Source organism: Bianquea renquensis, assembly GCF_014384895.1.
Lineage (GTDB): Bacteria > Bacillota > Clostridia > Lachnospirales > Bianqueaceae > Bianquea > Bianquea renquensis.
Window position 1 is genome coordinate 20,102 of record NZ_JACRSQ010000028.1, and the last position, 19,140, is coordinate 39,241.

19 protein-coding genes and 1 riboswitch are annotated in these 19,140 nt (G+C 48.7%); of the genes, 13 read left to right on the plus strand and 6 right to left on the minus strand.

Translation table 11 applies throughout. From position 1 onward, the window contains the following. Positions 1-35 precede the first annotated feature (35 nt). The 11 genes from H8730_RS14220 to H8730_RS14270 all read left to right on the plus strand — a co-directional run bounded on the left by H8730_RS14220 (position 36) and on the right by H8730_RS14270 (position 11,365). Positions 36-482, plus strand: coding sequence for a transcriptional regulator, SarA/Rot family (locus tag H8730_RS14220; RefSeq protein ID WP_249290025.1), 447 nt, complete (start codon positions 36-38; stop codon positions 480-482). An 82-nt stretch (positions 483-564) separates the two neighbouring features. Next, positions 565-2,385: an ATP-dependent zinc metalloprotease FtsH gene (gene ftsH, locus H8730_RS14225; protein WP_177718512.1), complete on the plus strand. Its 1,821-nt coding sequence runs from the start codon at positions 565-567 to the stop codon at positions 2,383-2,385. Continuing rightward, complete coding sequence (locus tag H8730_RS14230; protein ID WP_177718510.1) at positions 2,382-3,029, plus strand: site-2 protease family protein; 648 nt, start codon at positions 2,382-2,384, stop codon at positions 3,027-3,029. The genes ftsH and H8730_RS14230 overlap by 4 nt, the downstream gene beginning before the upstream one ends. Positions 3,030-3,041: 12 nt before the next feature. Beyond that, complete coding sequence (locus tag H8730_RS14235; protein WP_249290027.1) at positions 3,042-4,439, plus strand: MATE family efflux transporter; 1,398 nt, start codon at positions 3,042-3,044, stop codon at positions 4,437-4,439. Between the two features lie 2 nt (positions 4,440-4,441). Beyond that, entirely contained in the window at positions 4,442-4,834 is a 393-nt protein-coding gene (locus H8730_RS14240) for a hypothetical protein (RefSeq protein ID WP_177718506.1), read from the plus strand. An 83-nt stretch (positions 4,835-4,917) separates the two neighbouring features. Further along, a riboswitch (FMN riboswitch) is annotated at positions 4,918-5,034 on the plus strand. A 176-nt stretch (positions 5,035-5,210) separates the two neighbouring features. Further along, positions 5,211-5,852 (plus strand): ECF transporter S component, encoded by a 642-nt coding sequence (locus H8730_RS14245; RefSeq protein ID WP_177718539.1) that lies wholly within the window; start codon positions 5,211-5,213, stop codon positions 5,850-5,852. Between the two features lie 492 nt (positions 5,853-6,344). Then, positions 6,345-7,514 (plus strand): iron-containing alcohol dehydrogenase, encoded by a 1,170-nt coding sequence (locus H8730_RS14250; protein WP_249290029.1) that lies wholly within the window; start codon positions 6,345-6,347, stop codon positions 7,512-7,514. An 86-nt stretch (positions 7,515-7,600) separates the two neighbouring features. Further along, positions 7,601-8,443 carry a sulfide/dihydroorotate dehydrogenase-like FAD/NAD-binding protein gene (locus H8730_RS14255; RefSeq protein ID WP_177718502.1) on the plus strand — a complete coding sequence of 281 codons (843 nt, stop codon included), beginning with the start codon at positions 7,601-7,603 and terminating at the stop codon, positions 8,441-8,443. 2 nt (positions 8,444-8,445) lie between these two features. After that, positions 8,446-9,837, plus strand: a complete 1,392-nt coding sequence (gltA, locus tag H8730_RS14260) for an NADPH-dependent glutamate synthase (RefSeq protein ID WP_249290031.1) — start codon at positions 8,446-8,448, stop codon at positions 9,835-9,837. 240 nt (positions 9,838-10,077) lie between these two features. Further along, on the plus strand, positions 10,078-10,755 hold the full coding sequence (locus H8730_RS14265; protein WP_177719919.1) for a hypothetical protein: 678 nt from the start codon (positions 10,078-10,080) through the stop codon (positions 10,753-10,755). Positions 10,756-10,792: 37 nt separating this feature from the next. Beyond that, the gene (locus H8730_RS14270) at positions 10,793-11,365 is read left to right on the plus strand and encodes a prepilin peptidase (RefSeq protein WP_249290033.1); all 573 of its coding nucleotides are present in this window, start codon (positions 10,793-10,795) and stop codon (positions 11,363-11,365) included. A 3-nt stretch (positions 11,366-11,368) separates the two neighbouring features. Here the strand turns inward: H8730_RS14270 and H8730_RS14275 are convergent, their stop codons facing one another. Then, the gene (locus H8730_RS14275) at positions 11,369-11,701 is read right to left on the minus strand and encodes a LiaF transmembrane domain-containing protein (RefSeq protein ID WP_177719921.1); all 333 of its coding nucleotides are present in this window, start codon (positions 11,699-11,701) and stop codon (positions 11,369-11,371) included. Positions 11,702-11,818: 117 nt separating this feature from the next. On the opposite strand from H8730_RS14275, the gene cls reads away from it, so the two are divergent. Beyond that, on the plus strand, positions 11,819-13,357 hold the full coding sequence (gene cls / locus H8730_RS14280) for a cardiolipin synthase (RefSeq protein WP_177719929.1): 1,539 nt from the start codon (positions 11,819-11,821) through the stop codon (positions 13,355-13,357). A gap of 13 nt (positions 13,358-13,370) precedes the next feature. Here the strand turns inward: cls and H8730_RS14285 are convergent, their stop codons facing one another. The 4 genes from H8730_RS14285 to H8730_RS14300 are packed head-to-tail and all read right to left on the minus strand — an operon-like array spanning position 13,371 to position 17,211. Further along, positions 13,371-14,519, minus strand: coding sequence for an ABC transporter permease (locus H8730_RS14285; protein WP_249290035.1), 1,149 nt, complete (start codon positions 14,517-14,519; stop codon positions 13,371-13,373). Further along, on the minus strand, positions 14,506-15,693 hold the full coding sequence (locus H8730_RS14290) for an ABC transporter permease (protein ID WP_177719923.1): 1,188 nt from the start codon (positions 15,691-15,693) through the stop codon (positions 14,506-14,508). Before H8730_RS14290 ends, H8730_RS14285 begins: the two co-directional genes overlap by 14 nt. Continuing rightward, the gene (locus H8730_RS14295) at positions 15,694-16,632 is read right to left on the minus strand and encodes an ATP-binding cassette domain-containing protein (protein ID WP_249290037.1); all 939 of its coding nucleotides are present in this window, start codon (positions 16,630-16,632) and stop codon (positions 15,694-15,696) included. Further along, positions 16,633-17,211, minus strand: coding sequence for a TetR/AcrR family transcriptional regulator (locus H8730_RS14300; protein ID WP_249290039.1), 579 nt, complete (start codon positions 17,209-17,211; stop codon positions 16,633-16,635). Positions 17,212-17,353: 142 nt separating this feature from the next. On the opposite strand from H8730_RS14300, the gene H8730_RS14305 reads away from it, so the two are divergent. Beyond that, positions 17,354-18,070, plus strand: coding sequence for a hypothetical protein (locus tag H8730_RS14305; RefSeq protein ID WP_249290040.1), 717 nt, complete (start codon positions 17,354-17,356; stop codon positions 18,068-18,070). Between the two features lie 387 nt (positions 18,071-18,457). Here H8730_RS14305 and H8730_RS14310 read toward each other — a convergent pair whose 3' ends face one another. Next, a complete protein-coding gene (locus H8730_RS14310; protein WP_249290041.1) occupies positions 18,458-19,024 on the minus strand; it encodes a hypothetical protein in 567 nt (188 codons plus the stop codon). Between the last annotated feature and the right edge of the window lie 116 nt (positions 19,025-19,140).

Below are 19,140 nucleotides of genomic sequence, written 5' to 3' on the forward strand. Positions count from 1 at the left end.
ATGCTATTCCATTGACAGGGGGGTGTCAAAATCCAGTGGAGATTGTTGAATTTAAAAATACAACGTGGGATATTTTGCGCAGCATCTCGGAGAACATGGATAAGCTTTTCCGCCCAGTGGGGGAACACTACGGATTGACCATGATGCAGGTCCGGATTCTCCTGGAGATTGGCAACAGAACGCGAACCGTGGGAAGCTTAGGCAAGAGTATAAGCGTCGCGGGCGGCAATATTTCTGCTATGTGCAAGAAACTGGAAAAGGAAGGGTTTGTCATGCGCAGCCGAGATTCGGCGGACGAGCGCATCGTCAATGTGACTCTCAGCGAGAAAGGAAAGAAAACGATCAAAATGATCGAAAAAGATTTGCAGAGATTATACGCGGAGAGCCTGGCGCAGGTGGACCAGGAGGATTTGCGGAATATGATCATAGGTTTGGAGAAATTTAACCAGATGGTGCAGAAAATGTTGAGCACTCGAAGCTAGGGGAGGTCAGCGGCAAAAAGAAGGGCCTACCGCTGGCCATTGAAACTAATTTGCCGCTGAATGCGGCGGAATGGAGGTAACGATGGACGAAGCAAGACCACCGAAGAAACCATTAATCTTTTATTATATCATTGCCATGCTTATCCTTTTGATTCTGAACGCAACGCTGATACCAAAGCTCCTGAGTGGACAGGTCCAGGAGGTGTCCTACAACCAATTCATCCAGTGGACGGAGGAGGACCGGGTTACCACTGTAGAGAAACAGGAGAACCAGATTGCCTTTATCGCCATCAACGATGAAGGAAAGGAGAAGGTCTACACCACAGGAATTTGGAGCGACGACGAAGGGTTGACACAGAGGCTTCTCGATCACAATGTGGACTTTGGAAACGTGGTTCCGCAACAGAGCTCCCCCATCATCAGCTTTTTGCTCTCCTGGATCCTTCCCATTGCAATCTTCATACTCCTGGGGCAGCTTCTCAGCCGGACACTCATGAAAAGGATGGGTGGCCCCAACGCCATGAGCTTTGGCAAGAGCAATGCAAAGGTGTATGTGGAGGCGCAGACGGGGATCACCTTCGCCGATGTTGCGGGGGAGGACGAGGCCAAGGAAGCCTTGACGGAGATTGTGGATTTTCTGCATAACCCAACGAAATATTCTCAGATTGGCGCATCAATGCCGAAGGGAGCGCTGCTGGTTGGCCCACCGGGAACCGGCAAAACGCTGTTGGCCAAAGCTGTAGCTGGGGAGGCGAAAGTTCCGTTCTTCTCCATATCCGGTTCCGAATTCGTTGAGATGTTTGTCGGCATGGGCGCGGCTCGAGTTCGAGATTTGTTTAAGCAAGCGCAGGACAAGGCGCCCTGTATCGTATTCATCGATGAGATTGACACAATTGGAAAGAAGCGCGACAGCGGCGGTATTTCCGGCAACGATGAGCGGGAGCAGACGTTGAATCAGCTGTTGACAGAGATGGATGGTTTCAGCGGAGAGAAGGGCGTTATTATATTGGCGGCGACCAACCGCCCCGATTCACTGGATCCCGCCTTGCTTCGACCAGGCCGGTTTGACCGCCGGATACCGGTTGAGCTGCCGGATTTAAAGGGACGAGAGGCAATTCTACAGGTCCATGCCAGGAAGATCAAGGTTGAAAGCGGTGTTGACTTTAATGCCATTGCCCGCGCCACGTCGGGCGCGTCCGGGGCGGAGCTCGCCAATATCATCAATGAGGCGGCGCTGCGCGCCGTGCGCGAGGGACACAGCAGTGTGCGCCAAGATGACCTTGAGGAGTCGGTGGAGGTGGTCATTGCCGGGTATCAGAGAAAAGGCGCGGTGATTCCTCCCAAAGAAAAGAAGATTGTCGCCTATCACGAGATAGGACATGCGCTGGTCGCCGCGAAACAGACAGAGTCCGCGCCAGTCCACAAGATTACCATTATTCCCCGAACTTCCGGTGCCTTGGGCTATACCATGCAGGTGGAAGAGGGAGAGTCCAACTTAGTCACGAAAGAAGAAGCGTTCAATAAAATTGTGACGTACACGGGCGGACGGGCGGCGGAGGAATTGATCTTCGGAACCTTTACCTCCGGAGCGTCCAACGACATAGAGCAGGCGACGAAGTTAGCCCGGTCCATGGTCACCCGTCTGGGGATGAGTGCAAACTTTGATATGATGGCGCTGGAGACCATATCCAACCAGTATCTGGGGGGAGATGCCTCTCTGGCATGCTCACCGGAGACCGCGGCAAGGATCGACAGCGAGGTGTTGGATATCATTAAGAAGGCTCACGAGAAGGCGATTATGATTCTGAAAGAGAATATAGAGAAGCTTCATGAACTGGCGGCCTATCTGCTTGAAAAGGAAACCATCACCGGGGAAGAATTCACGGAGATATTAAATCGATGAGAGGCATAGACTTTTTAATAGGGCTGCTGTATTCCATACCGGCAGTCCTGATTGCCATTTCCATGCATGAGTTCGCCCATGGATTTGTATCCTACAAGCTGGGGGACCCTACGCCGAAGATGGATGGCCGGTTGTCCCTGAATCCCTTCCGCCATCTGGATGTGATGGGAACTCTCTGCCTGCTGGTTGCGGGATTTGGATGGGCAAAGCCAGTCATGGTCAACCCTGAATATTATAAAAACAAAAAGAGAGGCATGGTTCTGGTTGCCCTGGCAGGACCGGTGATGAATTTTTTGCTGGCCTTTCTCTTCCTTTTTCTCTACTACCTGCTCTGGAAGCTAATCGGTGGGTATTCAGGGACAGCGATGGGCGTGGTCAAAAATTTATTGACCAACTGTATCCTGATCAATATTGGCCTCGGAACGTTCAACTTGATCCCCTTTCCCCCTTTGGACGGGTCGAAGGTTTTGATGGCAGTGCTGCCTGAGAAAGCCTATTTTTCCTATATGCGCTATGAACGGTACGGACAGTTTGTCCTGTTTCTCCTCCTGATACTCGGAGTGCTGGATAAACCTTTGAGCTTTGCCCGCAATGGAATTCTGACGGGAATGTCGAATCTTGTGTGGAAGATTTTGGGAATGTGAGGAGCGTAATCTGTGAAGGAACAGGAACAAAAGACAGCCGACCTTGGCAGTGGGAAAGTTGGGAGGCTCCTATTTCGGTTGGCTGTGCCGGCGATTACGGCGCAGCTGGTGAATATGCTGTACAATATTGTGGACCGAATGTATATCGGCCACATCCCGGAGATCGGCGCTGCGGCGTTAACAGGCGTTGGTGTAACATTTCCCATTCTCATGATTATATCAGCCTTTAGCTCCCTGATCGGTATGGGAGGCGCCCCCCGCGCATCGATAAAGATGGGACAGAAGGATGTAGAGGGCGCGGAGAAGATTCTAGGAAATTGTTTTGTGACCTTGGTGGGAATTTCCATCATACTGACAGTACTATTTTTGATCCTGGGGGAAGATTTGCTGTTGCTATTTGGAGCCAGCGAGAACACCATCGCCTATGGAACTCAGTATTTGACTATCTATGTGAGTGGCACGATTTTTGTGCAGATGGCGCTGGGATTGAATACCTTTATTTCCGCTCAAGGCTTTGCGAAGACGAGCATGATGACCGTCATCATTGGGGCTATATCCAACATCATTTTGGATCCTATTTTCATTTTTGTCCTGGACATGGGAGTTCGAGGAGCAGCTGTGGCTACGATTATTTCCCAGGCAATATCGTCGGCCTGGGTCGTGCGATTTTTGTCCGGTCCGAAAACTCTTCTCAGAATCCGGAGAGAAAATTTTGCGTGGAGACCTTCCGTTATGCTGCCGGTTCTGGCGTTGGGGGTGTCGCCCTTTATTATGCAGAGTACGGAGAGTCTAGTGAATATTTGTTTGAACTCGTCGCTACAGCGCTATGGCGGGGATCTGTATGTGGGGGCCATGACCATCATGGCCAGTGTCATGCAGATTCTTATGATGCCGTTAGTGGGGCTTACCCAGGGGGCGCAGCCGATTATCAGTTTTAACTTTGGAGCTGGACGCCAGGATCGCGTCAAGAAAGCATTTAAGCTGCTACTGACGTCATCTCTTATCTTTACGACTGTATTCTGGCTGTTGGTCATGCTCTGCCCTAAAATCTTTATCATGATTTTCAACAATAATCCGGCTCTCGTTGAAATCACACAGCGCTCCATGCGAATTTATATGGCAGGCGCGTTTCTGCTAGGAGCGCAGATTGCCTGTCAGCAGACATTTTTGTCTCTTGGGCAGGCGCTCATTACAATGCTTCTGGCGATGCTGCGAAAGATCATCCTATTGATTCCGCTGATTTATATATTACCCATGGTTTTAGCGGACAAGGTGACAGCGGTTTTCCTTGCAGAGCCCATTGCGGATGTGTTGGCCGCGGTTACCACCGTTATCGTCTTTACGGTTCTGGTGAAACGCATATTGGCACATGGTGCGGCGCCGAACGCCGACAAACAAGGAGGTGCATGAGAATGAATTGGCTGCAACGGTTATTGGCGGGGCGGTATGGAGTGGATCAGCTATCCATTGCAATCCTGATTTTAAGCGTCATACTTCTGATCTTGTCTTCCATCTTGCAAAACCCGATTGTTTCCATCTTGACATTTATACCACTAATCCTGTGCTACTTGCGCATGTTTTCAAAAAACTTCGCAAAGCGGCGCGCAGAAAACGAAAAGTTTTTGAAACTGTGGAATCCCGTTGGCGGATGGTTTCGCAGGCAAAAGAACCGATTTCGGGACCGCAAGACCCACCGATATTTCAAGTGCCCCAGCTGTAAGCAGTCTCTGCGGGTGCCAAAGGGAAAAGGTAAGATTAGCATCACTTGCCCGAAATGCAAAACGGAGTTTATCAAGGAGACGTGATATAGCCACGGGGAGCATTTTTACTACTTGACAAATGAGCCATACCGCGCTATAGTATAACCGTATCAAACAAACAACTGAATCGAGGTCTTCAGGGCAGGGTGTAATTCCCGACCGGCGGTATAGTCCGCGAGCGCCGTGGCGCAGGATTTGGTGCGATTCCAAAACCGACAGTATAGTCTGGATGAGAGAAGTCTACTGTACACATGGGGAGTATTCGCGTCCCCTGAATGTGGTATGCAGAATATGTGCGCCTGAAGCGAGAACTTGTTTCAGGCGTTTTCATATCCAGTGGGAAAGCCCGCTGTTCGCGGATGAATTCCCAAGACAGACATCACCAAACATAATTCGAGTGGAGGGAAGACAGTTGGAGAGAATGCAGTTGAAAAAAATTACGGTCCTTGCAATGATGTGTGCACTGGCCTATGTCGTCATGTTGGTGGGCCGAGTCCCCATCGTATTGTTTTTAAAGTATGATCCAAAGGATGTAATCATCACCATCGGCGGATTCATATACGGTCCGATGGCGGCCTTTGCCATATCAGCCCTCGTTTCCCTGGTGGAGATGGTGACAGTCAGCGATACGGGAATCATCGGCTGCATCATGAATATACTCGCCAGCTGTTCCTTCGCGTGTTCGGCTGCGTATCTATACAAGCGGCACCGCTCCATGAAAGGTGCGGTTTTGGGGCTTGTGGCGGGCTGGCTGATCATGACCGCTGTCATGTTACTGTGGAACTATTTTATCACGCCTTACTATATGGGATATCCTCGGGAGGCCGTGGCGGAACTGTTGGTACCGGCGTTTCTGCCGTTCAATCTGCTAAAGGGCGGTCTCAATGCTGCCATTACCATGCTGCTGTATAAGCCAATTGTCACGGGACTCCGGAGGGCGAGGCTGCTTCCTGAGCCGGTCAACGAAAAAGGGCGCAAAATCAATATAGGTGTGATATTGGTATCGCTGTTGGTGCTCACAACCTTTGTTTTGCTGACTTTGATCTTTATGGGCGTGCTCTAAGCGTCGTCCAATTTGTGTCAATCGGTTAACAGTATTCTGATTTACATTTTGAAATGGCTGACAAGTAAAGGGCGGAGCCTTCACGCTCGCTGGATTATGAATAAAATTGACCAGCGAATTCATTTTAGCCTTAATATGCGCTCCTTTTGGCCTTTTTTACTCTTTGCTATGAATAAGAGGTGTAAATTACTTGCATTTTTCGCTTCAGTGGTTTATAATAGGAAAATGGGGAATGGATGCAAGCTAGAAACAGCAATAACAAGCAAAAATTAAACCCAAAATGCGCAAAATCAATTAAATTTGTCGCCTTCTCAAAAGATTGTTAAAAAATTGTTAAACCTATTGACGCCGAGAGTTGAACGTGGTACTATATGTTCAACGGTTGATAGTTGTTGCACAGGTGAAAAATGGATTTTCCATTCTGTGTCAATATCGTCCGTGCAGGATTCATCAATTTATTCATAATAATAAATCTTTTGGAGGCGTGCTGAAATGGCTAGATTTACTTTACCCAGAGACATCTATTACGGACCGGGAGCAATCAGTGAACTGAAGAATCTGAAAGGCCATAAGAAGGCGTTTGTCGTGACAGGAGGCAGCTCCATGAAGAGAGGCGGCTTTCTTCAGAAAGTAGAAGATACCTTGAAGGAAGCGGGCATGGAGGTCCAACTGTTCGAAGGCGTAGAGCCCGACCCGTCCATTGAGACGGTATTCAAGGGTGCAAAAGCGATGGAAGAGTTTGGACCGGATTTGATCGTTGCCATCGGAGGAGGCTCTCCCCTCGATGCCGCCAAGGCCATGTGGGTATTCTATGAGTATCCGGAAAAGACCTTTGATGATATCAAAGATCCGTTCACAATGCCGCAGCTGCGGAAGAAGGCAATCTTTGCCGCCATCCCATCCACAAGCGGAACCGCATCAGAGGTAACGGCATTTTCCGTCATCACAGACTACTCGACGCTGATCAAATATCCCTTAGCAGATTTTGAAATCACACCGGATATCGCGATTTTGGATACGGATATTCCGCTGACAATGCCAAAGAAGCTGACGGCGCACACGGGAATGGATGCGCTCACCCACGCCATCGAAGCCTATGTGGCGACAGCCCGCTCCGGTTTCTCAGATCCGTTGGCGATTCAGGCCATCTCCGATATCTATGACAGCCTGGTTGACTCTTACAACGGCGATGTGGAGGCTAGGGGGAAGATGCATATCGCACAGTGCCTTGCGGGTATGGCCTTCTCCAACGCGCTGTTGGGCATCGCCCACAGTCTTGCCCACAAGACGGGAGCCGAATTTGAGATTCCTCATGGGTGCTGCAATGCCATTTTGCTTCCCTATGTGATTCAGTACAACTCCAAAGTTTGCATGGACCGCTACGCCACAATCGCTAAAGCCATCGGATTGCCCGGCAACACAGATAAACAGCTAGTTAACGCTTTGGTCGATTCCATCCGTGAGTTGAACAGGAGGCTGAATATCGCCCCAACATACAAGGAAAATGGCGTCAGCGAGGAAAAATTCAAAGAGAAGCTTGACTTTATCGCGGAGAACGCCGTCGGTGATCCTTGCACAGGCTCCAACCCGCGCCCCATCGATGTTGAGAACATGAAGAAAGTATTGAGCTGCGCATATTACGGTGAAGATGTGACGTTCTAAACGCACGGGCTTGAAAGGAAACTTGAATAATTGCTGGGAAGCCGCATGAACTGCGGCTTTTCAGCATAAAAAAAGGATGAATCGATATGTATGAGATTTTGAAGAAAACGATTTTAAATCCCACGGTTGCGCGGATGGAAATCGCAGCGCCTCTTGTCGCCAAAAAGGCGGAGCCAGGCCAGTTCATCATTCTTCGCGTGGATGAAGGGGGAGAGAGAATTCCGTTGACGGTGGCAGATTTTGACCGGGAAAAGGGAACGGTTACGATTATCTACCAGATTGTCGGCGCCACGACCATGGCCTTAAATCAACTGGAAGAGGGGGATTGTCTCCATGATTTCGTTGGGCCGTTGGGGACGCCATCGCACACGGAAGGGCTGAAAAAGGTGGCCGTCATCGGCGGCGGCGTGGGCTGCGCCATCGCGTTTCCCGTGGCGAAAAAGCTCCATGAGCAGGGGACGGAGGTTCACTCCATCGTAGGTTTCCGAAATAAGGATCTTGTCATATTGGAAGAGGAATTCAGCGCGGTCAGCGATAAGATGGTCATGATGACGGACGATGGCTCCTATGGGACCAAAGGCCTGGTGACCAATGCCCTGAAGGAACTGTTGGATGCCGGGGAACAGTACGATGAGGTGATTGCCATCGGACCACTGATCATGATGAAGTTTGTGGCCAAGCTGACAAAGGAATACGGTGTGAAGACCATTGTGAGCATGAATCCGATCATGATTGATGGGACTGGAATGTGCGGCGGTTGCCGGTTGTCTGTAGGTGGACAGGTGAAGTTTGCTTGCGTGGATGGCCCTGACTTTGATGGACATGAAGTTGATTTTGATGAGGCCATGGAGCGTGCCACCATGTATAAAGAGTTTGAGAGGCATCAGTACGACGAGGCCTGTAATCTGTTTCAGAAGGAGGTGCGCTGATCATGCCGAATATGTCCCTAACGAAGAATCCGATGCCGGTTCAGGAACCGGATGTGCGAAATCATAATTTTGAGGAAGTTGCGCTGGGATACACAAAGGAACAAGCGGTGGACGAGGCAAACCGCTGTCTGCACTGCAAGCACAAGCCGTGCGTGGCGGGATGTCCTGTGGCCATTGACATACCGGAATTTATCGCGAAGATCAAAGAAGAAGATTTTGAAGGCGCATATCAGATTATATCCAAATCCAGCTCTCTGCCTGCCGTATGTGGGCGTGTCTGTCCACAGGAGACTCAATGTGAGTCGAAGTGTGTGCGTGGGGTCAAGGGTGAGCCCGTGGCGATCGGCCGCCTGGAACGCTTTGTCGCGGATTACCATATGGCCAACTGCAAAGCTGCGCCGGTGAAGCCCGAGTCCAATGGGCACAAGGTCGCTGTCATCGGGGCCGGTCCTTCCGGACTGACGTGTGCAGGGGATCTGGCCAAGGCTGGGTACGAAGTCACGGTGTTTGAGGCGCTTCACACCGCGGGGGGCGTTTTAGTGTACGGCATCCCCCAGTTCCGTCTGCCCAAAGAGATTGTGCAGAGGGAGATCGATACGCTGAAAGAGATTGGAGTCAAGGTCGAGACGAATATGGTCATTGGCAAGGTTCTGTCCATCGACGAGTTGTTTGAGGATGGCTTCGAGGCAATCTTTATTGGTTCCGGCGCTGGGCTGCCGAGGTTCATGAATATTCCCGGCGAAAATTTGAAAGGTGTCTATTCAGCCAATGAGTTCCTGACCCGGGTGAATCTGATGAAAGCCTACCGGGAGGGGAGTGCAACGCCGATTCAGCACGCCAAGAAGGTGGCGGTGGTCGGCGGCGGCAATGTGGCCATGGACGCCGCCAGATGCGCAAAACGTTTGGGAGCGGAGGAAGTTTCCATCGTGTACCGCCGCTCGGAAGCGGAAATGCCCGCCCGCCTGGAGGAAGTCGAGCACGCGAAGGAAGAGGGGATCGTCTTCCGGGTTCTGAATAACCCAACGGAGATATTGGGAACGGAGGATGGATTTGTGAAGGGAATGCGCTGTGTCCGAATGGAGCTGGGTGAGCCGGATGCTTCCGGACGCCGCCGTCCTGTGGAGATTCCGGATTCAGAGTATGTGCTGGACGTAGATTGTGTGATCATGTCCATCGGGACCTCGCCGAACCCCCTGATCCGCAATACGACCAAGGGTCTGGACACCAATCGCCATGGGTGTATCATCACGGAGGATGAATCCGGCCAGACATCCCGCGAAGGTGTGTATGCGGGTGGAGACGCAGTGACAGGAGCCGCCACGGTTATATTGGCCATGGGAGCGGGCAAACATGCGGCCAAGGCCATCGACGAGTATATACAGGCGAAAAAGTAAGCAAAGTACGGCCAGTTTAAAAAAGGTGCTGTCCCAGGCGATTCTATCGCGCTGAGACAGCACTTTTCGTCTGCCGTATAATTTCTTTCATGTCATAATTTTATCAAATATGCTATATATATCAATATAAAGGTAAACTCAATTGCTAAATCCACAGATACTGCACATTTTTGGGACTTGCAATTTGTATCCATATGTCGTACAATAGCAGCAGACGAGGTTGGAAAGAGGGCAAAGGGTATGAGAAGGAGACTTGCCGTCATCCTAGTGATTTTAACCCTAGGTTTATGCGGGTGCAGGGCGGAGGATGCCCGCAATACGGTGGACCAACTCCGGGGGACTTACGCCAGGTCCGAGGCGGCGACCTACTACAATGGGTATTACGGTGTGGAGATCTATGTTCCGCAGGGCTGGTGGGTGAGGCAGGACGCCATTGTGAATCTGGCCGAGGACCGGGCGGATACAATGGAGCGGAGCCAGTTTGTGGCAGAGGAGTATGAGTCCGGGAACGCCTACATCCCGCTGATTCGGATGAGCAATGAAAAGAACACAGCTCACGATGACAACACGGTCTTCCAGGCGTATGTGGAGGAATACACAGGGTTCTCCAGCGTGGAAGAGTTTGCCGACGCCTCCGCGCAGGTTTTGTCCCAGTCGTCTGATGGGTATGAGTATGAGGTGATTGAACGGGATCGGGTTTTCCTACAGGGCCTTGAATTTGAAATGTTTACGCAGGAGGTCACGCAGGACGAGTCTGTGCCCTACCGCTGTGAATATTACATTCGGGAGATACAGGAGGATACATATTTAACCATCTATGTGGATTACTGGCCAGACAGCGAGAAGTCCGTGGAGGATGCGAGAAGGGCTCTACAAGAGTGTTTCCGGATTGTACAGGAGTATGAACAGGTGGCGTAAGAGATAGGGGGGAAGGATCACGATTTATCTCGGGATATTGACGGCTGGACTGGCGGCGGGGCGGGCGGCCGTCCGAGCTGCTTGCTCCTGTCAGGGCCTCTGCCGCTGGCAACGGGTTGAGGCTGCGCAGATTCTGTGTGCGGCTGTCTACCTCCTGCTGTACGCTCGATTTGGGGTATCCGGTGAGTTTTTTTGGTTTTCCATACTGGCGGCCATGCTGCTTGGATTGGCGGTCACGGATGTGCGCTCCTATCGCCTGCCCAACGATGTGATTCTGTGGGTCTGCTCCCTTGGCGGATTGTACTGTGCCGCTGGATATATGGAGTGGAAACTCTCAGCCGCAGGTTGTCTGACGGGCATCGCTCTGTTTGGCGCACTATGTTTGCTTAGCCGGGGCGGTATTGGATGCGGCGATGTCAAGCTGGCGGGGGCGCTTGGCATTTGGTTTGGTGTTCGGGGTATCCTTCAGATCACAGCGCTGGCATTTATGGCGGCGGCCTGTGTCGGAAGCCTTCTCCTTGTCGTCGGCCGAAAGACAAAAAAAGATCCCATTGCGCTGGGACCTTATTTCTGTGTGGGTACGATTCTGACGATGCTCTGTGCAGGATAGCCGCTACCTTTTTTTCCCGATGAGCATACCCGCGCCGGCTACGATCAGGATGACGGGAATAATGAGTTTGCCCAGCGTTCCGTTGGGCAGAATATCCCGTGCAGACAGGAATAGCAGGATTCCGATTATGAGTCCAATGATATTGGGAACATCGGGACCGTTTTTGATGATTGCGTAGAGGCATGGGACAAGGATGAATAGCGTCCACCAGCCTCTAAAGAACAGCGACACCTGGAATAATCCGAGGGCGTTGCCGCCCCAGATGATTCCGGCGGCGATTAAAAGAAGACCGATAATCATAGGGTTGATCCGGCCATCGTTTGATTTCCTTTCCATTTGAAGACCTCCTCTGTGATGCGATCACCTCCCTATATTATACTACTGACATACCCCTGAGGCAATAGAAAATAGAGAAAATACGTAACGTAAAAGGCGGGATTATTTTTGAAGTGGGTGCGTAGACTACTTAAGCTTTTGTTTAGCAGAGTCGTGTTGGTGGCAATCTGTATTGTAATCCAGATTGCGTACCTGATTATTGCCATCTGGCAATTTAGTCAATATTTTGCCTACCTGCAGCTGATCTTGACGCTGTTGAGCTTTATCGTGGTGGTGTATATTATTAATGATAAGAGCAATCCCGCATATAAATTAGCCTGGATCGTGCCCATCATGGCATTTCCGATCTTTGGCGGATTGTTTTACATATTCTTCGGCGGAAATAAAGCGGGCCGCCGAATGCAGAAGAAACTTACCGGACTCATGGAGACGACCCAGGCGATGACACGCCATGAATCGCCGGTTATAGCACAGTTGGAGGCGCTCGATCCTAGGGTGGGTTTACAGGCGCGCTATATTCAGGATTGTGCCATGTACTCCACCTGGACGAATTCCACGGTGACATACCATGCGTCTGGGGAGGAACAATTTGAGGACTTGAAAGCTGAGCTGGAGAAGGCGGAGCACTATATTTTTTTAGAGTACTTTATCATACATGAGGGGATCTTCTGGGATACGATTTTGGAGATTCTTGTTCGAAAGGCGCAAGAGGGCGTCGATGTCCGGCTTATCTATGACGATCTGGGATGTGTGGTCTTGCTCCCATACGGATATGACCGCAAGCTGGAGAAGCTGGGGATTCAGTGCAAGGTGTTTAATCCGTTTATTCCTTTTATCTCCGTGCGGATGAATAACCGGGACCATCGAAAGATCGTGGTGATTGACGGCCATACGGCCTTTACCGGCGGCATCAACCTGGCGGATGAGTACATTAATGCGTATGAGAAATACGGGCATTGGAAAGACACTGGCGTGATGGTAAAAGGGGAAGCCGTCTGGAACTTTACCGTGATGTTCCTGACGCTGTGGGATTTTCTGACAAAGACCCGGGAACCGGATTATGAGCGCTTCCGGCCACAGGTATATCACCCGGAACCATTTGCCGGGGAAGGATTTGTGGCGCCCTTCACCGATAGCCCTATGGATGGGGAGACGGTGGGAGAAAATGTGTATTACAATCTCATTGCCCATGCTTCTCACTATGTATATATTACGACGCCCTATTTGATTTTGGACTATGAGATGACCAACGCCCTGTGTACCGCCGCTAAGAGCGGCGTGGACGTGCGGATCATCACGCCTTACGTGTGGGATAAGTTTATGGTGTATATGCTGACCCAATCCAATTACCCGGCTCTTCTGGAAGCCGGCGTCAAGATCTATGAGTATACGCCGGGTTTTGTCCATGCGAAATCCTTTGTGGTTGACGATGAGCTGGCGACGGTGGGGACGATCAACCTGGACTACCGCAGTTTGTACCTACACTTCGAGTGTGGATGCTGGATGTACAAGACACCTGCGGTCATGGATATCAAGGCGGATTTGCTCAAGACCATGGAGGAATGCCATCGCTTTACCATGGAAGATTATCACAAGCTACCGCTCTACCGCAGACTGGGAGGAAAGTTGCTCAAGCTGTTTGCGCCGTTGCTGTAACAGGGGTCGGGAGTCACCCGATCTTTCGCTTCGCTCTTGACACAAGATTGGCGGCGACAGTAAACACAAGCGCAAATACCAAAAGCATACCCATATTGAACAGGATCGGCCGTAAGGTCCCAAAGTTTAGCGCCTCCATGGTTTTCAACCGTTCATTTGTCTGGATGTACCAGTAGGACGGAAGAATGTGCGCAACTGTCAAGACAGAATTCGGAAGCCACTCCACCGGAACAAAGGCGCCGCACAGAAAGCTTGAACCCAACGCCACCACATTGACAATCCCGTTGACTGCGTTTTTATTTTTCACAAGGTTTCCGATCAAGAATGCGATTGTCAACGCGCATAGGGTGAACACGAAGGAATTAAGAATCAAAACCAGTCCCTGCGCCGTAAACATGACATTTCCCACCAACACAAAGCTTAATAACACATAAAACAGCCACAGCACAACTGCGAACAGGCTATTCGATACCAGCAGCAACCGATTGTATTTCTTATACTCCATGCTGCTGATTGCGGTTCTCTTGCGGATCGGTTCGCTTTTAAAGCTGGACAGGATCAGGCATATGACATACACGCACCCTGCTAAAATGCTGTAATTTGCAAAGTTGTAATACAATGCGGATTTCGTCAAACGATTCGTATCCAGCGTCGATGTGATTTCCACCTCGGTCTGTTTGGACAGCGTATGGCCGATCTTCGCGGTCAACTCCTGCTCATCCTCTATATATCGGGCATAGATCGCTGCCACTTTGATATAGCGGGATAGGAGCATTTCCGCATAGGATGCCTGGAAATCCCCTGTACTTTTAATTTGGATCTCTGGATTTAAACCATTCAGAAAATCCTCCCCATAATGCTGGGGGATATAGATAACATAATGGACGTCCCGGTAAAACAGCGCATCATTGATGGCGTCCTCGTCGTTTTTTATATCCACGATGGTACAGTTGCTTTCTATATACTCCGTAAGCCCCCTGGTAATGCCGGTGTTATCATCTTCGTTGATAAGGAGAACATCCGGCTTGCTGGCCATAAAGCCAGCGCTGGAATCGCTTGCCTGCATGTTGAACCCGGCGAAGGCAACTAAAATAACAGTGTATAGAATGATCGGGACTTTGCATTGATTTAATACCCGTAAAAAAGTTTTAAATACTATCATATCGTTGTCTCCTTAAGCCAGATATGGATACTACAATCATGACAAGGGAAAAAATCAGCAGGCTCGCCACGTTGACAAAGTATCGGTCCAGGGTGTCATAATAATACAGCGCATAGAGACCATCTGTAATCATATTGGCAGGGTTGATCCGATTGAGCAGGGGAAGATTTTTGTCGATGATATATTTCATGGTGATTCCCATCATGCCAGACAGAAAACAGCCTACCATTGTCACGGAAATAATAATTCCCGTCTTGACATTGTCGTTGGATTTGACTAGCACCGCCATAGCGATTCCGAGGGATAATCCTGCCAGGCATCCGCACAGTGTCAACAGCACAACCAAGGGTAGGGTATCTCCATAATCAACTTTGAGTACAAAGATGGTATAGACAAACAGCAGAGAGACCCCGATAACCTGCGTTATATAGCCGGCTAGCACGCTGCTAAAGATGAGTTTCCCCTTGCGCATGGGGCTTACGGATACTCGCTTCCCTTGATTGCTCATATTGGCTAAGTTTAGGTTTACCGCTACCATTCCAAGAATCCCGCCGTACAGGCAGGTCATGGCAATCAAGGTATAAAATTCGATCATGGTATAGCTCAGATTTTCGCTGGATATGTTTTGAATGCGCGGCTCGCTCTCCTGGGCAATCCCCATTACCTCACTGTAAAGCTGAGCGTAAAAGGCATTCTGATCACCAGCTGTGGATATCTCACCCTTTGCCATCGCAGACGCTGTCAAGGTTTGTATCATTTCTTCTGCCTGCGAAACTTCTTGGGTTACATATTGGAGAATCGTTTCCTCGATTCCGCTGGAGGATACCACCACCGTGGGCCCATGGTCCGTCAGCACAAAGTAGCCCGCGATCTCTTGATCTTCGAGCAGCCGCTGGGCCTCGTCCTCGCTCACGTATTGGGTCTGAAATAATCGTTCGGCATTGTCCGCATCGCTCAAAGCGGCAAAGGACTCCCTCCATATTTCATTGTTCTGAAACACATCATTCTCTATCACAGCGATCTTGATAAGGTCAAATTTTTCACTGCTTTCGATGTCGGAAAACGCCAGGTTAAAAAAGGTCCCTAAGATGATGGGAAAAGCAAAGGTCCAGAATATCAGCATTTTATCACGGAAGAGCGTCTTAAACGCGTACTTGAAATTGTGTATAAACATTTAATCCCGCAGCTCCTTACCTGTAAGTTCCAAGAATACATCATTCAGTGTCGGCCGTTCAGAATAGATTTTGCTGTACTCGATCCCCTCTTGTTTGAGAAAATCCATAAGCGCAACTAGATTATTCTTTCCTTTTTGGTAGGTTATGAGCAAAAGATTGTCGCTGTATGTCACCATATCGACTGTCTCAAATTGTTTTATCGCCTCAATGTATCTCGCATCCAGATTGCTAATCTCGACTGTAATCTTTTCTTCTATCTTTGCGAGTTCCTTTAGTTCATCGTTTGTGCCGCTCGCCAATATGGCGCCCTTATCCAGAATGATGACTCTATCACAGAGGATCTCGACTTCTTCCATATAATGAGTTGTATATACGATGGTTGCCCCATTGTCTCTTAATTGTTTGATACCATCTAAAATGTTATTTCTACTTTGTGGGTCAACGGCGACTGTGGGTTCATCCAAAAAGATCAACTTCGGCTTATGGGCGATACCACAGGCAATATTCAGTCTTCTTAGCAGTCCGCCGGACAACTGCTTGGGGCGGAATTTAGTAAATTCTTCCAACCCTACCAGTGTCAGCGCGTCTTGAATATACTGCTTTCTGATTCCCTTGTTCTTGATGTAGAGACCGCAGAAATAATCAATATTTTCATATACCGTCAGCTCGTCAAACACTGCGACATCCTGGAATACCACGCCGACCTTCGATTTGAGTTCATAAGCATCGGGCTTCATCTCACTGCCGAATAGTTTAATGCTCCCCTTACTAAAATTCAGCAAGGACAAAATACAGTTGATGGTTGTTGATTTGCCACTGCCGTTGGGGCCTAAAAGCCCTAAAATTTCTCCTTCGCGAACCTCAAACGATAAAGCATCCACTGCTTTTATGTTTTTATACTCTTTTGTCAAGTTCTGAACCTCAATCACATTGCCCACTTATTTTTCCCCCTGTTTTCTTTCAATTTTAAAGCCCATAAGCATTTCTCTAACGGTGCTGCCTAAAAGTTCCTTTATTTCTTCATCCGTAAAATTGACTGTACTGGTCGCGGCCAAAGTGGCAATTCCATGTGTGAAGACCCAAACCTTTAAATGAAATTTTTTCTGTTCTTCCAAGCTTAACCCGGAAAAAATCTGCCCCGTCTGCAACACATCATTTCCCATATCATCGTTTTGTATAAAGCAATCCGGGGACAGATTGCTTTCGGTCATAAAAAGAATTTTGAAAAAGTTCGGATAATCCCTCGCAAACCGAATGTAGGCCATCCCCATGCCCTGATATGCCTTTTCCTCATTGGCGCCCTGTCTCATGTACCCAATGTAAGTGTGGTAAATTTTTTCAATCACGGCATTTTTTAATTCTTCCATAGTGGAGAAATTGAGATAGATTGGTTGGACAGAGCTGTTCAGCTCTTTAGCGATTCTCCGGGCGTTTACCACTTGAAGCCCTTCATTTTTTACGACTTCATAGGTCGCGTTGATAATATGATCCCTTTGAAATTTTTTTGAAGGCGGCATTTGTCCATTCCTTTCAATATCGCTTGTTATGTAACGTATGTTATTTTAACACATAGAACCTTTTTTGTAAAGTCAATATCGTGTAGCCGCTAAAAAAGCGAGAGGCAACGATCTCAAGAGTGTTGGAAAAGGAAAAACCTGTTTGACAGCCGCTAAAAAAACGAGAGGCCACGATCGTGAAAGTGTCGGAAAGCGAAAAACCCATTCAGCAGCCGCTAAAAAAGCGAGAGCCGACGATCGTAAGAGTGACGGAAAAGGAAAAACCTGTTTAACAGCCGCTAAAAAAGCGAGAGCCGACGATCTCGAAAGTGTCAGAAAGCGAAAAACCTGTTTGACAGCCGCTAAAAAAACGAGAGGCGACGATCGTAAGAGTGTCGGAAAGCGAGAAACCCGTTCAGCAGCCGCTAAAAAATGGGAAGCCGACAATCACGAGAGTGTCGGAAAGCGAAAAACACGTTCAACAGCCGCTAAAAAAACGAGAGGCGACGATCTCGAGAGTGTCGGAAAGCGAAAAACCTGTTTGACAGCCGCTAAAAAAACGAGAGGCGACGATCGTAAGAGTGTCGGAAAGCGAAAAACCCATTCAGCAGCCGCTAAAAAAGCGAGAGGCGACGATCTCGAGAGTGTCGGAAAGCGAAAAACCTGTTTAACAGCCGCTAAAAAAACGAGAGGCGACGATCGTAAGAGTGTCAGAAAGCGAAAAACCCGTTCAACAGCCGCTAAAAAAGCGAGAGGCGACGATCGTAAGAGTGTCGGAAAGCGAGAAACCCGTTCAGCAGCCGCTAAAAAATGGGAAGCCGACGATCTCAAGAGTGACGAGTGCAGAGCAGTACATCGGTATGTCAACGACGACGATTGATTTTTCTGCAGGAACTGCGGAGATCGCAATACTTGTAGACGGCGATATGAGCAGAACGAATGTGTTTACTAAAATTGCAATCCGTCAAAGTCTGAAAATCTCTATAAGTGAGCTCCAAAGAAATTGACGGTCCCCTTTGAGTTGGAGCAAGAGAAAATACGATGCGGGAGCCAATCGCGGCGGCGGGTTTTATATACCTCTTGCGCCCCCATTGTCCGGTGTGGGACAGACACTTTCCAGCGTCAGCGGTCGCAAAGGTATCAAATGCTACCCAAACTGTTAAAATGCAGTTTTATGCCATTTCTCAGAAAATACAAAACCGCTGCGACTTCCATCCTACACGGGGATGAAAATTGCAGCGGTTTATTGCGTCATATAAGAATGATCCTACATATCCCTTGACTTTTCACGGACGGGGACATATAAATAACAAGCTTCAATATTGAAATTTTCCGGATTATGTAAATAATATTCGTATATTGGTAACGTGTCATCACCATATTCGTATCCGTACCTTGGTGCTAAAATTTCACCAATCCATTTATATGGTGGAATGCCACCAGTCCATGGCTCAACATCCAATGCTCGAAATGTTTTATCGCATAGTTGGAGTTTCATGTATAAAGATGAGGGTACTTTGATAACATCATAGCAATCAGGTTGTTCTTCGGTTTTCACTAAAAATCCGAACATAACACCATTCGGACGTTCATTGGAAAGATAATTCAAACTAATGCATACTTCCCAATTTTTTTCACGTTCGTTTGGAAAATTATTCGGGAATAGTATCGAAGCTTCTTGTGCTATTTTTTCCACATCTGGCTCATCTATATTATTGACAGCATAACCAATCTTTCCGCACCAAATAGTATCACTCCAACTTATCAAATCAACATCGATCCCATTACAATCAAATGTTTTTATAACTTTTTCTTGAGAATGTGCATATTCCATATTTATATCCATTCCTTTCGCTTCGCTCAGGCACAAAACGTTATGAAAATGGTTTGCCTGAGCCTATTTTTTCGGTATACTTCTTATTCGTAGGGAACTCGGTATACTACAAATCA

Coding starts and splice junctions, on each gene's coding strand:
- ftsH (WP_177718512.1), top strand. CDS start 565: ATGGACGAAGCAAGACCACCGAAGAAACCATTAATCTTTTATTATATC.
- H8730_RS14230 (WP_177718510.1), top strand. CDS start 2,382: ATGAGAGGCATAGACTTTTTAATAGGGCTGCTGTATTCCATACCGGCA.
- H8730_RS14240 (WP_177718506.1), top strand. CDS start 4,442: ATGAATTGGCTGCAACGGTTATTGGCGGGGCGGTATGGAGTGGATCAG.
- H8730_RS14245 (WP_177718539.1), top strand. CDS start 5,211: ATGCAGTTGAAAAAAATTACGGTCCTTGCAATGATGTGTGCACTGGCC.
- H8730_RS14250 (WP_249290029.1), top strand. CDS start 6,345: ATGGCTAGATTTACTTTACCCAGAGACATCTATTACGGACCGGGAGCA.
- H8730_RS14255 (WP_177718502.1), top strand. CDS start 7,601: ATGTATGAGATTTTGAAGAAAACGATTTTAAATCCCACGGTTGCGCGG.
- gltA (WP_249290031.1), top strand. CDS start 8,446: ATGCCGAATATGTCCCTAACGAAGAATCCGATGCCGGTTCAGGAACCG.
- H8730_RS14265 (WP_177719919.1), top strand. CDS start 10,078: ATGAGAAGGAGACTTGCCGTCATCCTAGTGATTTTAACCCTAGGTTTA.
- H8730_RS14275 (WP_177719921.1), bottom strand. CDS start 11,701: ATGGAAAGGAAATCAAACGATGGCCGGATCAACCCTATGATTATCGGT.
- H8730_RS14285 (WP_249290035.1), bottom strand. CDS start 14,519: ATGATAGTATTTAAAACTTTTTTACGGGTATTAAATCAATGCAAAGTC.
- H8730_RS14290 (WP_177719923.1), bottom strand. CDS start 15,693: ATGTTTATACACAATTTCAAGTACGCGTTTAAGACGCTCTTCCGTGAT.
- H8730_RS14300 (WP_249290039.1), bottom strand. CDS start 17,211: ATGCCGCCTTCAAAAAAATTTCAAAGGGATCATATTATCAACGCGACC.
- H8730_RS14310 (WP_249290041.1), bottom strand. CDS start 19,024: ATGGAATATGCACATTCTCAAGAAAAAGTTATAAAAACATTTGATTGT.